Genomic DNA, 14,541 nt, shown 5'->3' with positions numbered 1-14,541 from the left:
CAGTCATGCGGCCGATAGTACGTAGAATCGCAAGGCTATGAGCACCCTCGCCGAAGCCAAGCGCCGTCGCACATTCGCCGTCATCGCCCACCCGGACGCCGGTAAGTCGACGCTGACGGAGGCGCTGGCCCTGCACGCGCACGTGATTTCGGAGGCGGGTGCGGTGCACGGCAAGGCGGGGCGCAAGTCCACGGTGTCGGACTGGATGGAGATGGAGAAGGACCGCGGCATTTCCATCGCGTCGTCGGCGCTCCAATTCGAATACTCGCCCGAGGGCCACGAGGGCGAGCCGTACGTGATCAACCTCGTGGACACGCCGGGTCACGCCGACTTCTCGGAGGACACCTACCGCGTGCTCTCCGCCGTCGACGCCGCGGTGATGCTCATCGACGCCGCCAAGGGCCTCGAGCCGCAAACCCTCAAGCTCTTCCGCGTGTGCAAAGCGCGAGGCCTGCCGATTGTCACGGTGGTGAACAAGTGGGACCGCGTCGGCCGCGAGCCGCTCGAACTGGTCGACGAAATCGTCACTGAAATCGACCTGCAGCCCACTCCGCTGTACTGGCCGGTCGGCGAGGCGGGCGATTTCCGCGGCCTCGCGCACGTGTCCGAAGACGGCGAAATCGACGGCTACGTGCACTTCATCCGCACCGCCGGCGGCTCGACCATCGCGCCGGAGGAGCACTACTCCCCCGGTGAGGCCGAAGCCAAGGAGGGCGACGCGTGGGAGACCGCCGTCGAGGAGGCCGCGCTCCTGCTCGACGACGGCGCCGTGCACGACCAGCAGCTTTTCGAGCAGTGCGTCACCTCCCCCATCATCTTCGCCTCCGCGATGCTGAACTTCGGCGTGCACCAGATCCTGGACACGCTCTGCGCCATTGCTCCCTCCCCTGAGGGCAAGGAGGAGCGAGAGCTAGACGACGCTTTCTCCGGCGTCGTGTTCAAAGTCCAAGCAGGCATGGACCGCAACCACCGCGACACCCTCGCATTCATGCGCGTGGTGAGTGGCGAATTTGACCGCGGCATGCAGGTCACGCACGCGCAGTCGGGGCGCACGTTCTCGACGAAGTACGCCCTGACCGTGTTCGGCCGCAACCGCGACACGGTGGAGACGGCGTACCCGGGCGACATCATCGGCCTGGTCAACGCCGGCTCGCTGGCACCGGGCGACACCATCTACGCAGGCAAGAAGGTGCAGTTCGCGCCGATGCCGCAGTTCGCCCCGGAGCACTTCCGCACCCTGCGCGCGAAGTCGCTTGGCAAGTACAAGCAGTTCCGCAAGGGCTTGGAACAGCTGGACGCGGAGGGCGTGGTGCAGATTCTGCGCAACGATCTCCGCGGCGACGCAGCTCCGGTCATGGCGGCGGTCGGCCCGATGCAGTTCGAGGTCATGCAGGCCCGCATGGATGTCGAGTACAACGTGGAGACCGTCACCGAGCCGGTGCCGTACTCCGTGGCACGCCGCACCGACGCGGCGAGTGCGCCGGAGCTTGGCAGGCAGCGCGGCGTGGAAATCTTCACCCGCTCCGACGGCGAGCTTATCGCGCTCTTCGGCGATAAGTGGAAGCTCGCGTTCGTGGAGAAGGAGCACCCGGAGCTCACCATGGAGCCGCTGGTCGCGGACTAAAAGCGCAGCGATTCCAGCGCGACCTGCGCGAATGCCTCGCGGGTGAGCTGGCCTGCGCCGGCTGGGAGGTGGCCCCAATAGGGCGCCTGCGTGACGACGGGCAGTTCCTGAACGTTCAGTCTCGTCGCCAGGTCGGGGTGCTCCGGCATGCTCCCGCCGATCAGGCCGAGCACCTCGAGGCCGTGGGCGCGGGCCTGGACACAGGTAAGTTCGGCGAGATTGAGGCTGCCGAGGCCCAGCGACGTCACTACCACAAGCGGTGCGCTGAGAGCTGTGGCGAGGTCGACGAGGGTGTAATCGTCGGCAAGCCGGACGAGCAAGCCGCCGGCACCTTCCACGAGCACGGTGCGGTCGGGTGCGTCGAGGCTGCGCACCCACTCGGCGACCTCCTCGACACTGGGAGTTTCGATGCCGGCGCGGCGCGCGGCGAGGTTCGGGGCAAGCGGTTCGGGGTAGCGCCAGCGCTCGAACGTCTCGATGCCGGCGAGCTTCGCCACCGTGGACGCGTCGCCCTCTCCGGGTGCTTCGCCAGTCTGGATCGGCTTGACGGCGACGACATCTTGGCCGCGCTGCGCAAGCACGCTGGCGAGCGCGGCGGTGGCCACGGTCTTGCCCACGTCCGTGTTCGTGCCGGTCACGGCGATGATCATGAGAACTCCTCCACTCCCGCCGCGATGCCGCGGCAAATCTGATGCACTTCGGCCTCGGTACAGACGTACGGCGGCATGGTGTAGATGAGGCGACCGAAGGGGCGGATCCACACACCCTCTGCCATCGCAGCCTCGGTGACCTCGCGCATCGGCACGTTGTGCTCCATCTCCACCACGCCGATCGCGCCGAGGACGCGCACGTCGGCGACGCCGGGTTTGCTGCGCAGTGGCTCGAGCCCCTCGCGGAGGCCCCTTTCGATTGCCGGCACTTGTTCGCGCCAGCCGCCTTCCTCGATGATCGCCAGCGATTCCGCCGCCACCGCACACGCGAGCGGGTTGCCCATGAACGTCGGGCCGTGCATGAGCGCCCGCGGCTCCATGCCGGTGGCGATCTTCTGCGTGGCGAGGGTTGCGGCCAGCGACATGAACCCGCCGGTCAGCGCCTTGCCCACGCACATAATGTCGGGCACAACGCCATTCGACAACGTGGTGAACAGCACCCCCGAGCGCCCGAAACCGGTCGCGATTTCGTCGGCGATGAGGGGGATCCCGAAATCGTCGCAAAGCATCCGCACCCCGGCGACCAGCTCGGGGTCGTGGAAGCGCATGCCGCCGGCACCCTGCACCACGGGCTCGATGATCACGCCGGTGATGTCCGCGGTGATCAGCGCCGCGAACTGCTCGAGGTAGGCGGAGCGCTCGCTTGCCGACGCCCCCATCACCGGCGGCGCAGGCGCAAACACCTGCCGCTTGAGGGCGTTACCCCAGAAGGAGTGCATGCCGCCCTCGGGATCGCACACGCTCATCGTCGCGAATGTGTCGCCGTGGTAGCCGGAGCGCCAAGTGAGGAAGGTTGTGCGTTCCGGGTGGCCGCAGCCTCGCGCGTACTGCAGCGCCATTTTCATGGCGACTTCGACGGCGACGGAGCCTGAGTCAGAGAAGAAGACTTGGTTGAAGGTGCCGTCGGTAAGCGAAAGCAAGCGCTTGGTGAGGCGCGCTGCCGGCGCGTGGGTGAGCCCGCCGAACATGACGTGGCTCATCTGGTCGATCTGGGCTTTTGCGGCGGCGACCAAGCGCGGGTTGGAGTGGCCGTGGATGACGGCCCACCAGGAGCTCATGGCGTCGATGAGCTCGCGGCCGTCCTCGAGTGTGATGCGGGTGCCGCGCGCAGACGCGACGGGATACGCGAACAGGCCGGGTTCCGCGTAGGGGTGCCAAATGTGGGCCGCGTCGATGGCGGCGGTGTCGACGTGCTCCATTACGGGGTGAGGCGGCCGCCCGTGACTGCCAGGGTCTCGCCGGAAATGTACGACGCGTCCTCGGAAGCGAGGAAGACGTACGCGCCGGCCAACTCCGCCGGCTGGCCCGGGCGGCCCATGTCCGAGTCCTGGCCGAAGGTGTCCACCTTCTCCTCGGGCTGGCCTTCGGCGGGCTGGATCACGGTCCAAATCGGGCCCGGCGCGACGGCGTTGACACGGATGCCTCGCTCCTTCAGCAGCTCCTGAGACAGCCCCTTGGCGAAATTGTTGAACGCGGCCTTTGTAATGGCGTAATCAAGGAGCGGCTGGGAGGGGTCGTACGCCTGGATGGAGGTGGAGAAGATAATGGAGGATCCCGGCGGCATGTGCGGCACCGCTTGCTTCGTGATGTAAAAGGCGGAGTAGATGTTGGTCTTCATCGTTGCGTCGAAGTCCTCGTCCGAAATATCGAGGAGGCCCTCGTTGTAGACCTGGCGGGAGGCGTTGTTGACCAAAATGTCGAGGCTGCCGAGTGCCTCCACCGCCTTTTCGACGGTCGCGGTGCAGGTCTCGCGGTCAGTCAGATCACCCGGGATGCCGACAGCCTTCTGGCCAGCATCTTCGATCGCGGCGATGATGCGGTCCGCGTCCTCCTGCTCCTCCGGGAGGTACGCGATGGCAACATCGGCACCCTCGCGCGCGAACGCGATTGCCGTGGCCGCGCCGATGCCGGAATCGCCGCCGGTGATCAGCGCGCGGCGGCCCTCCAGCTTGCCGGAGCCCTTGTACGTGGACAGGCCGAGATCCGGCTCGGTGGTCATGGCCACGTCAAGACCGGGATTTTCTTGGCGCCCCTCCTTGGGGAACTGGGACGGGTACTTCGTGCGGGGATCAATGAGTGCCATGCGGCCACCCTACTCGCGCTGCGCCTCGATCTCCGCCACTGATTTGTCAATCCAGCGTTCCAGCTGCAAGCGCCACGCGGCACCCGCGTTCGAGCGGGGCGCGGCGTGGATGACGCGGGAGGAATCGATGCCGACTTGGATCTCTTTGGCGCGCAAGACCTCCGCGTCGATCTTTACGCCCTCAAGCAGCACGATGTTCATCACCCAGATGAGACCGAGGATGACCAGCACGGTACCGAAGGCACCGTAAGTGGTGCGGATGCCGATATTGCTCAGGTACCACGTGAATGCGACCCAGATGAGGATGACCACGGTGAGCGCCAGCGTTGAGCCCAGTGTGAGCAGGCGGAACCGCCCCGGCTTCACGTTGGGGGCGAGGTAGTACAGGATGCTCACCAAGGCAATCGCGGTGATTAGGATGACCGGCCCGCGCAGGTAGGACCAGACGGGCAGGAAAATACTGGTGAGGTACTCAAGGGTGCCCTCGAGCTTGAGCGGTTTCGCGATCGGGCCGAGGACTGCCTGGACAATCGAGTCGGTGAGCAGCGCGCCGAGGACGATGATGACGCCGCCGGCAACCATCACCAGCGTGATGATCCACATGGTGATCCACGTGACGAAAATGTTGCGGCCCTCCGTGCGGCCGTAGATCAGGTTCGCGTTGCGGGAAAAAGAGCGCACGTACGCCGAGGCTGACAGCAGCGAGATGATGAGCGAGATGGTCAGCGCGACCGTGCTCTGGGCCGCCGTGCCAATGATGCTAGAAAGCAGGTTGAACGCCTGGGGTTGGAGCTCTGTCGGCACGTAGGTGTGGATGACATCGGCCATGAGCGAGTTCGCCACGTCCTCTTGGCGGCGCAACAGCAGGGACGCAATGGAATAGGCGGCAAGTAGCATCGGCGCGACCGAGAGCACCGAGTAGTACGTCAGCGTCGCCCCGCGGTCCACCATGGCGTCCGCACCCCAGTCGGCGATGACGCGCTTGAACACCAGCTTCCAGCCGGGTTTGGTAAGCCGATTGCTCCGAGCCAGGGGATCGACATGTTTGGCGTCTGGCGGCACGAGGTCCACCTCGCCGACGCCGTAGGGCATGATCAGCTCGGCGCGGTAGGAGGTGGATTCTGGAGGCGGCGCGGGCTCTGACATGCGTCCTACTCTAGGGGGCCTGAGCGTTTGATCTTGTCAGAAGCCTTGCCCTTTGCCAGCTCGTCGACGATCTTGTCCATCTGGCGAATCGCTCGCATCGTCGGGTCCTCCACTTCCTGCACCTTCACCCCACAGATGCTGCCGGTGATAAGTTCGGCGTTTTCGGTGATGCGGGCGGTAGTTCGCACGAAATCACCAAGTGTTTGCTCCGAGTCAGCGGCTGCGTGGAGCTGGTCTGCGGTCAGGCCCGAAAACCAGCCGAGGATGTCATCGAGCTCCTCGCGAGTGCGAGCGTACGCAATTACACTCGCCCGCATGGGTTTCATGGACTGGGTGCGGGGTTCAGGGCGGGAGCGGTTGGTGGAAATGCCGACTTCGTATGGGCGCGTGGAGGTGCCGGTGCTGCACATCCACACCGCCAACCTCTCCCCCGATACCGACGAGAAAATTGTCATTCTCACCACCACCCCCGTCGTGCTCGAGGAGCTTCGGGGCATGCGCGGCGCGGTGCAATTCGTTGCCCATGACGAACGCGCGGTGACATTTGTGCCGTCGAAAAGCGCCGAAGCCCCAGTGCTCGACCCGAAACACGGCTGGATCATACCTGTGTCCCCCGCCACCGCCCGCGAGCTGCAGGCGCTACCCGCGGGGCCGGGTGAGCACGAGCTGGAAAGTATCCACCTCGGGCTGGTGTTGGAGTAGCTACACCAACCCGATCCAGTTCCAATAGGTTGCGGAGAGCAGCAGGATCAGCAGGTAGCCGATGATGGTGAGCGGGATACCGGTGCGGAGGAACTGCTGCGGGGTGAACGCGCCCGTACCGTAGGCGAGCATGTTCTGCGGCGCGGAAACCGGCAGCAGGAAGCCGAAGCAGATCACGAACTGCTGGATGATCACGAAGCCGACGCCGTCGTTAGGCACGCTGAGCGTCGCGGCGAGCGCGATGAAGACCGGGATCAGCGCGGATGCCAGCGAGGTGGCGGAGGCGAAGCCCAGGTGGATGATGATGTTGAAGAGGGAGACCAGCGCAATCGTCGCCAAGATCGGCATGGAATCGAGGCCGATGGCGCCGAACGTGACCTCGGAGAGCCAGGTCGCCGCGCCCGTTTTCAGCAGGAACGAGCCGAGCGAGATACCCGCAGCGAAGACGATGAGCGTGCCCCAGTTGATCTTTTCTTGGGCGTATTTCCACGTCATGACACCGATGCCCGGCAGGAGCATGATGCCCACCGCGACAATCGTGGTGATCTCCGAGCTCAGCGGGTGCAGCACACCCTCCGTGGCCCAGAAGAACAACAGGACCACAGCGATGGCGGTGAGGCGCTTCTCGGCGCCGGACATCGGGCCCATCTCCGCAATTTGCTTTTCGACGAGCTCTTTTCCGCCCGTAATCGATTCCGTCTCCGGCTTGATGGCCCAGCGCATGATGAAGTACAGCGCAATGGACATCAGGACCGACCACGGGGCGGCCCACAGGAACCACTGGCCCCAGGAAATGGTCTGACCCATCTGATCCTCAATGAAGCCGACGGCGACGAGGTTTTGAGCGGCCGCGGTCTTAATGCCCACGTTCCAGATGGAGACGGCCTGCGTTGCGGTGATGATCAGGAGTGCCGAAAGCTTTGAGTCCGTGGGGAGGCCGAAGGCGGCGACCATGCCCAACAAAATCGGGACCACGGCGCCCGCGCGGGCGGTTGCCGACGGCACGAAGAACGCCAGGATGATGGAAATGACGATCGCGCCGATGACGATGTGCGACACCTTCTCGCCCGCAAACTTGAGCACGTACAGGGCGAGGCGCCGGTGCAGGCCGGTGGCCTGCATGGCGGTTGCGAGCGCGAGCGCGGCGGCGACCAGGGCGACGGCGGACGAGGAGAAGCCCGCCATTGCGGTGCTCAGCGCCGTTTTGGCGCCGATCAGCTTGCCCGGATCATCGGGATCGGGCGCGAAGGTGAGCATGAGCGAGATCAGTCCGATGATCATCACTGCACTGACCGGGTAGGAGACGGCCTCGGACACCCACATGATCACGGCGAAGGCCAGCATCGCCAGCGCAATCTTGCCCGGCCAGTCGAGGCCCGGAATCGGGATGAGGAGCACCGCGATCAACGCGGCGAAGGAGAGGAAAAACGCGATGTTTTTGCCTCGGCTGCGCTCCTGAGTAGTACTTGCAGGCGTTGGCGGCTTGGCTTCGGTAACTGCGGTACTCACGGAGAACCTCCTCAAATATTAAAGTGCTATTTCTCACTGTAACCCCTTCCACAGGCTCCGAGAAGGTCGCTCTAATGTGATTCTCGTGGCTGCATTCGCATTCGGAAACACGCCGGAAATGGCGGACACGTTGCTGTCGCTGGTGCTGTCCGGCGCCAAGACCGGCACAACAAGCTGGCCCTGCGACCCGGATGTGCGGGTAGGTGTCGAGGACACGATTCTCGACGGCCGCGGGGAACCCGCCGCGGTCATTCGCTACGTGCGCGTCGAGCAGGTGCCGTTCAACGATGTGAATGCGGAATTCGCGGCATCGGAAGGTGAAGGCGACCTGTCCTTGGAATACTGGCGGAGCGAGCACAAGGACTTCTTCACCTCGGTAGATCCGGGTTTCAGCGAAGACGAAATCGTGCAGTGCGAGACCTTTGAGCTGGTCTATACCCTCCCCCGCGACCACGCTCCCCAGAGCTTGGCGTAGCGCCCGCCGAGGCCGAGGAGCTCTTCGTGGGTGCCACGCTCGACGATTCTGCCTGCGTCCATAACCAGAATGAGGTCCGCGTCGGCGGCTTGGTCGAGACGGTGGGCGATGACGACGCTGGAGCGGCCGTCGGTGATAGCGCGGGCGGCGTGTTCCAACTCGCCCGCACCGGCGGATCCGGCTTCGGCAGTTGCCTCGTCCATCACCACAATTGCTGGGTCCATCAGAAAAATGCGGGCAAGCGCGAGCTGTTGCGCCTGCACGGGATCGAGGCGTTCGCCGCGAGACCCGACGACGGTGTCGAGGCCATCGGGCAAGTCCGCGAACCAATCAGCGCCGACGGCATCCAGCGCCGCGCGTAGCTCGGTGTCGCTCGCACCAGGCTTGGCGACGCTCATATCCTCCCGCAACGTCCCCGAGAACACGTGCACGTCTTGAGACACGAGCGCGAGGCGGGCGACTCGTTCGGAATCGGACAAGGTGGTGACGGGGGTGGCGTCGATAAGCACGTGCCCCGAATCGGGGACGCGTAGACCCGCGAGCAGCGCGGCGACCGTGCTTTTGCCGGCACCGGACGCACCGACAAGGGCGACCTTCTCCCCCGGCGCGACGTGGAAGGTGATGTCGCGGACGGCCCAGCCGCCGTCGTAGGCGAAATTGACATCGCGAAGGTCCGCCTCGCCGCTGGGCTGGGGTGCGCCGCTGTCGGGTACGCGCGGCGGCGGGTTGTGCACGACGCCGACGATGCGCGCCAGCGACGCGTAGCCGGAATTGACGGTGTCAAGGGTGTGGATGATGCCCATCATGGGGCGTTTGATGCGGATGATGATCATCATCGCGCCGGTGACCTCGCCGATGGTGAGCTGGCCGTTGCGGACGGCGAGGTAGCTCATGACGAGGCCGGCGATCAGCATCGCAGCTTCGATCGCGGCCATTTGCGATTGGGTGACCATCATGGTGCGCCGCGCGGCGTAGCCGTTCTCGACAACTCGGTAAGAGGCCTCCCCGATGCGTTCTTGGGCCTTTGCTTCGCGACGGAACGCGTGCAGCGTCTCCAACCCTTGGATCGACTCGAGCACCCTGGTTGCGCGCTCCGCCATCGATGCGCGTTCCTTGGCGTAACGCTCGGGCGCGGACTTGAGGTACTGGCGGAAGCTGAGGTAATACGCGGGTGCGGCAATGAGGGGGACGACGAGGTAGTACGGGTCGAGGCCGACCAGCGTGATTGCTGTTGCCACCAGCACAAACACGGCGGAGGTGACGGCCGGGAGAGCCTCAGAGATGGAGCTGGAGAGCTCGGCGACATCATCGGTGGAGCGTGACAACAGGTCGCCGGAGCCCGCTTCTTCCACCTGGTGGGTCGGCAGGTGGAGGGCGGTATCCACCATGTCTTCGCGGAGGTTGGCGATAGCGCGCTCGGCGACGGTGGAGAGGATGTAGAAGCCTGCGGCGTTGAGGCTGGCGCTGACCACCGCGGCGAGCGAGACAAGGAGGCCGATGACGAGAATGTCACTGCCACCCTCGAGCACCACGTCCACCACCCGGCCAAGAAGCAGCGGCACCGCCATCGACGCAGCTGCGCCCAACGAGAGCACGAGGACAGACGCCCAAAAGCGTGCACGCGCCTGGGGCAGCTCGCTGAGCTGGCGGGAGACTTCACGGCGCACCTCGGCACCTGTTGCGGTGGGGAAACGCACTACTCCGCCACCGCCTTCCAAGCCAGCGAGGAGGTATAGACCACGGTGGTGCGCCCGGCGCGGTGCGCGGCCACGTTCTCGGCGATGGCCTGCTCAGTGACGGAATCCACGGCGGTGGTCGGGTCCTGGAGGATGAGCACGTCGGGGTCGGCGGCGATGGCGCGGGCGAGAGCCACGCGTTGCCGCTGGCCGCCAGAGAGCCCGGGGCCGAGGATGTCGCCGCCCGCCGCAACGTCAAGTGCCGCGCGGGCGGCATCCGGGTCGTCGGCAACATTGTCCAGCACGCCGCCTTCGAAGATGTGGGCGGCGTGGGGTGCAACAAGCGCCTTCGCCGGATCAATCTGGGCGAGGTCTGCGGGTGGCGGTTGGTCGATTACTGTCAGGCCGGGCGGGAAGGAGGGGGGTGTGAAGAAAGCGTCGAAAAGCGGGGGCGCAAGGAGCAGCTCGGTGATGCGCGCGGCGCTCGCCTGAGCCGGGGCCCAACGCGCGGCGATGTGCTTACCCAGGAAGGTCATGGGCGTGATCACGAATTGGGTGATGCCGATGATGGTGATGAGGTCGCCGATGCTGATCACCCCTCGCACTGTGAACACCGCTGCGAGCAGGGAGGTGGCGATCACGTACAGCGTGCCCAGGGCCTCGGTAGTGGCATCGAGCTTCGCGTGCGAAGCGTTCGCGCGAATCGTGGTGTCGCGTGCGCGTGCCGACGCTTGCTTGTAGCGGCCACTCACCACATCAACGGCGCCGAGCCCCTTGATGATGCGCAGGCCCTCGACGACATCGGTGGCTGTGGCGGCGGCATCCGCAAGCGCCCTTTGCCGCGCACCGGACGTGCGGCGCAGTGGTTTGCCAGCCGCCATGGTGCCGAAGACAACCAGCGGCCCGCCGGCCAGGATCGCGATGCCGAGCGGCAGGTGGATCGCACCCACGACGTAAGCCACGTACGCGATGGTAAGCAGGTGCCCCACCGGGAAGACCATGAGAAAAACGGCCTCTGAGACGCGTTTGACATCGGTGGATGCGATGGAGAGCAGCTCACCCGGGGTGTAGCGGGTGCCGCCCACGCCTCGCGGATCGAGGATCCGGCCGGTGACGGCCATACGCAGATCGTGGCCGACGGTGAGCACAGCCTTGGACAGCCAGCCGCGGCCGAACCACCCGCCTATCGCGCCGAGCAGCATGACGGCGGCGAGGAGAACAATGTAGCGCTTGAGATCGGCGACGGATTGCGTGGCGATGGCGCTATCGATTGCCCTGCCGACGATCACAGGCGCGGATGCGTTGGTGACCATCATCAGGGTGATGCCGAGCGCCGCGGGGACGGAGTAGCGCCACCGGCTGTTCAACGTCTTGATCAGCCAGCGGGGATCGTCCGGGGAGGGAAGTTTCGGCGGGGTGTACTGCACGTTTCATCCTTAGAGCGAACGGATGATGTCGGCGAGCTCGTCTTGGCGCCGGTGCCCGAAGACGGCGACAGTGCGGCGCCGCGGGGCATCCGCTGCCAGGCCCAGCGCAGTGTTGATGGCGGCAAGCGCCGCGTCTGGCTCAGCAGCGAGCGCAATATCCAGCCCCATCCGATCCAAGATGACCCCAAGCCCGGTCTCTGATCGCCGCTCGCGCGGTGCCGGGATGACATCGAACTCAGCGTCGTAGCGCAGCCACACCCGATCCCCTTCCTGCGCTCCAAGCTCGAGGAGGAAGCGGCGGATCGTGCCGGTGGTGGGCTGCTTCAACTTATTCACTCGCACCGACTGCGGCCCAAGGCGGCTGGGAATCTCCACCGCGGCATCAACCGGCACGTGATAGATCCCCGCAACGCCGCGGGGAACGGCGAACCCAGAACCGCGGAGATGGTCAGAGGTGACAGTGAGTAAAAGATGCCACTGCCCATCACGCAAGTACATATCGCGGGAGTCCTGAGGGTCATCCTCAATGACCTCAGCTGTCGCGGCATCGCGGGTGACCGTGCCGTCTTCCACGCGGTAGCCGGCGCTATTTGCGTAAGCCATGACGGAGGATGGGCTGATCCGCAGCGCCGGGGCCTCCGCGAGAAGTTGCTGCAGCGTCACAGAGCCGCCACCTGCATCGATGCGCTCGCCGATCCAATCGAAGATGGTGGAAAACTCCGCCAGCCCCCAGTCTTTGAGTGCCCACGTCGCGGTGCTGACCTTCACTACCCTGGCATCCGCGCTCAGCGCGTTGCTGATCGAGCGCACGGGCGCGTCGCTCCCGATCCGCTGCGCAATCTCCTCGATCGTGAGCGGCGTACCGGCCAAGGCGAGCACGCCGACGGCGCGGTCTTGGTGGCTGCGTGCCCGCACCACCACATCAGTGCCCGGGAGCGCGGCCACGTTCGGTTGTTCTGCCAGCCAGTGTGTTGCGTCCTCTGGCGGGATCCCGAGGGCATCCGCGAGTTCCGGGATGCTCACCACGCCGTAGCCGTTGTCCAGCTGCTGGAGTGTCTCTTCAGCGCGCGTGACAAAACCAATCGAGCCGAGCCACTGACCGTTTTCCTCCCACTGCCCGCTCGCCAGGCGGAAATAATCGCCGTAGGAGCCGCCGAACCCAGCGTCGGCCGAGAGTTGGGGCAGCTCTGCTTCGATTCGGGAGCGCAGTTGCATCGGCCCAATCCTGGTTGCGATCACCTGGGCCACGGCTTGCGTCAGCTCGCTATCGCGTCGATAGGATGCGGTGAGTTGCTGCACGAGTTGGCGGATTCGCTCACGCGTAACCCCGAACTCCTGGCCGATTTCTTCGAGGGTGGCGTCTTCAAAGAAACGTCGTCGAGCAATAATGCGGAAGCGCTCATCGTTCGCGCACGCACGCTCGAGGTCGTCCACGCAGCGTTTGAACAGCTCCTCGATGGCGTCGCGCTGCGCCACTGCCGCGGACAGTTGCGGCAACGCGGCACTGAGGCGCGGATCGATAGGAGCTCCTGTCTGCAGCTCATGCCACCCAGCAAGGACGAGCAGGTCGGCGTCGGCATCCTGCGGCGCCCACTCGGGCGCAGGCGTGGTGTCCTCCATGTACACGTCGGTGCTCAGCACCTCCTGCGCATCAAGTGCAGCGAGAACAACCGCCTCTACAAGTGACGCGAGGCGCTTCGAACCAACGCCGGGTAAGTCGCGGAGATCTTCCACCGTTGCTTCCAACATGCGGGGGAAACGATCGAGCCAGGCGCGAGCTGCGCGCTCGGCGCTGGAGTTGGAGAGATCAATGACCGTGTCCACCGGCAGCACTGAACTGATGTGGTGCAGCGGCCGGGAGGGGTAACGGTTGATCCAGACGGCTGCCACGGCGGGACTGGTAAACGTGGCCGTTTCAGGCTCCTCAGCAAGCCACGCAAACCGAGACCACTGCTGCGGATCGTGGTCGTCCTGAGAGGCCACAATCTCCATCCCCGGAACGTGGAAGCGCCACAGCAGCTGGGCGAACTCCGCCTCGGTGATGATGGGTATGCTGTATTTCCGGGCGCGTTTTGCCTTCCCGCTCATCGAGTCCACGTTGGCAGCCACGAGGAGACGGGTTGTTTTCGTCACCTGGCTGACCGTGAAGCCGTACCCTCGGACCCGCTCCTCCCACGTCGCGCGGGGGAGATCAAGCGAACCTGTGAACGCCACCGCGTCGCCGGCTTCGAGTTTGAGGTCTCGGGTTGAGGCGGGGGCGGCGAGGAGCGTCTCGACGAGCGTTGGATCGATGCCGAGGTGTGCAGCAATCGCGACGATCTCCGCCCGCTCGTCTGCGGTGATGATGCCGTCCATCCAGGCCTCGATGGCGAGTTGGCGGAGGAACTCTTCGTGGAGGTCGTTGATGTCCGCCGTCGGCAAGCGTGCTGCGGAAGCAGCGAGCTCGGGGTTGTCCAGCGTGCGTTGGGTGAGCGCCTCGCGCAAAAGTTCGCGGTAGTGGTTGAGGTCAGGGGAATCAGCCTCGGCGGCGGCCGGAGTAGCACGAACCAGGTGGCTGATCCGCTGCGAATTGCGCTCCCCGCGAAGAACCACAGCAGTACCGCTCGGCGCCCCGACGTCTGGGATCTCCACCGGCGGGATACCCGAGATGGTGATGGTGTGCTGCGCGGCGAGGTGAGCCAAGAGTGCTGCGGTCGCCTCGGCGTCCGCGAGGGCGGAGTGCGCGGCACGGTTTCTCAACCCGACTTGATGGAGCGCGTCCTCCAACTTCCCCACCCCAAGCAGCCGCTGAGACAGCTCCATGGTGTCCAGCCACGGGCTCTGCGTGAACTCGGTAGACACACCCAGGCGACGGAACTCGATGGTGAGGAACCGACGCTCAAACTGCGCGTTGTGGGCGACGGGAATCCTGCCTTGCAGCAGCGCCGCAAGGTCATTGGCAATATCCGCAAACAGCGGCGCACCCACCACGTCGGTGGCAGAAATGCCGTGCACAAACGTGTTGGAAATGTCTCGGTTCGGCTGCACCAGAGTCTCCCACGTGCGCTCTACCGACAAGTCTGGCGCGAGGTGCACGACACCGATCTCGATGACGCGATCCGTACCCCCAAACCCGGTCGTTTCCAAGTCAAGTACGGCGAACCCGGGTGCATCAGTCATGCAGTTCACTGTATCCCCTGCACGCAACAC

12 protein-coding genes are annotated in these 14,541 nt (G+C 65.2%); 3 read left to right on the top strand and 9 right to left on the bottom strand.

Annotated elements, in window-relative coordinates; translation table 11 throughout:
- Positions 1–37 precede the first annotated feature (37 nt).
- A complete protein-coding gene (locus M5J20_RS05865; protein WP_253577486.1) occupies positions 38–1,624 on the top strand; it encodes a peptide chain release factor 3 in 1,587 nt (528 codons plus the stop codon).
- Here the strand turns inward: M5J20_RS05865 and bioD are convergent.
- The 5 genes from bioD to M5J20_RS05840 are packed head-to-tail and all read right to left on the bottom strand — an operon-like array spanning position 1,621 to position 5,880.
- The gene (gene bioD / locus M5J20_RS05860) at positions 1,621–2,274 is read right to left on the bottom strand and encodes a dethiobiotin synthase (RefSeq protein WP_253577483.1); all 654 of its coding nucleotides are present in this window, start codon (positions 2,272–2,274) and stop codon (positions 1,621–1,623) included. The genes M5J20_RS05865 and bioD overlap by 4 nt on opposite strands.
- Entirely contained in the window at positions 2,271–3,533 is a 1,263-nt protein-coding gene (locus tag M5J20_RS05855) for an adenosylmethionine--8-amino-7-oxononanoate transaminase (protein WP_253577480.1), read from the bottom strand. The genes bioD and M5J20_RS05855 overlap by 4 nt, the downstream gene beginning before the upstream one ends.
- Positions 3,533–4,417 carry an SDR family oxidoreductase gene (locus M5J20_RS05850; RefSeq protein WP_253577477.1) on the bottom strand — a complete coding sequence of 295 codons (885 nt, stop codon included), beginning with the start codon at positions 4,415–4,417 and terminating at the stop codon, positions 3,533–3,535. Before M5J20_RS05850 ends, M5J20_RS05855 begins: the two co-directional genes overlap by 1 nt.
- A 9-nt stretch (positions 4,418–4,426) precedes the next feature.
- Positions 4,427–5,563 (bottom strand): YihY/virulence factor BrkB family protein, encoded by a 1,137-nt coding sequence (locus tag M5J20_RS05845; protein ID WP_253577474.1) that lies wholly within the window; start codon positions 5,561–5,563, stop codon positions 4,427–4,429.
- Positions 5,564–5,568: 5 nt separating this feature from the next.
- Positions 5,569–5,880 (bottom strand): DUF2200 family protein, encoded by a 312-nt coding sequence (locus tag M5J20_RS05840; RefSeq protein WP_253577470.1) that lies wholly within the window; start codon positions 5,878–5,880, stop codon positions 5,569–5,571.
- Here M5J20_RS05840 and M5J20_RS05835 point away from each other — a divergent pair.
- The gene (locus tag M5J20_RS05835; protein ID WP_253577467.1) at positions 5,879–6,265 is read left to right on the top strand and encodes a hypothetical protein; all 387 of its coding nucleotides are present in this window, start codon (positions 5,879–5,881) and stop codon (positions 6,263–6,265) included. The two genes, M5J20_RS05840 and M5J20_RS05835, sit on opposite strands and share 2 nt — an antisense overlap.
- Here M5J20_RS05835 and M5J20_RS05830 read toward each other — a convergent pair whose 3' ends face one another.
- Positions 6,266–7,774 carry an SLC13 family permease gene (locus M5J20_RS05830; protein WP_253577464.1) on the bottom strand — a complete coding sequence of 503 codons (1,509 nt, stop codon included), beginning with the start codon at positions 7,772–7,774 and terminating at the stop codon, positions 6,266–6,268.
- Positions 7,775–7,859: 85 nt separating this feature from the next.
- Here M5J20_RS05830 and M5J20_RS05825 point away from each other — a divergent pair, with 85 nt between their 5' ends.
- Positions 7,860–8,249 (top strand): ASCH domain-containing protein, encoded by a 390-nt coding sequence (locus M5J20_RS05825; RefSeq protein ID WP_253577461.1) that lies wholly within the window; start codon positions 7,860–7,862, stop codon positions 8,247–8,249.
- Here the strand turns inward: M5J20_RS05825 and M5J20_RS05820 are convergent.
- Genes M5J20_RS05820 through M5J20_RS05810 form a run of 3 tightly spaced genes read right to left on the bottom strand, consistent with a single transcriptional unit; the run spans position 8,207 to position 14,511 of the window.
- Entirely contained in the window at positions 8,207–9,946 is a 1,740-nt protein-coding gene (locus tag M5J20_RS05820; RefSeq protein ID WP_253577458.1) for an ABC transporter ATP-binding protein, read from the bottom strand. The two genes, M5J20_RS05825 and M5J20_RS05820, sit on opposite strands and share 43 nt — an antisense overlap.
- Positions 9,946–11,352 (bottom strand): ABC transporter transmembrane domain-containing protein, encoded by a 1,407-nt coding sequence (locus tag M5J20_RS05815; RefSeq protein WP_367614897.1) that lies wholly within the window; start codon positions 11,350–11,352, stop codon positions 9,946–9,948. Before M5J20_RS05815 ends, M5J20_RS05820 begins: the two co-directional genes overlap by 1 nt.
- A gap of 9 nt (positions 11,353–11,361) precedes the next feature.
- Complete coding sequence (locus tag M5J20_RS05810; protein ID WP_253577455.1) at positions 11,362–14,511, bottom strand: exonuclease domain-containing protein; 3,150 nt, start codon at positions 14,509–14,511, stop codon at positions 11,362–11,364.
- Between the last annotated feature and the right edge of the window lie 30 nt (positions 14,512–14,541).

This window comes from Corynebacterium stercoris (genome assembly GCF_024160105.1).
In the GTDB taxonomy this organism is placed as follows: Bacteria; Actinomycetota; Actinomycetes; order Mycobacteriales; family Mycobacteriaceae; genus Corynebacterium; species Corynebacterium stercoris.
Note: the sequence above shows the minus strand (reverse complement) of the source record. Positions and strands in the feature narration are given on the sequence as shown.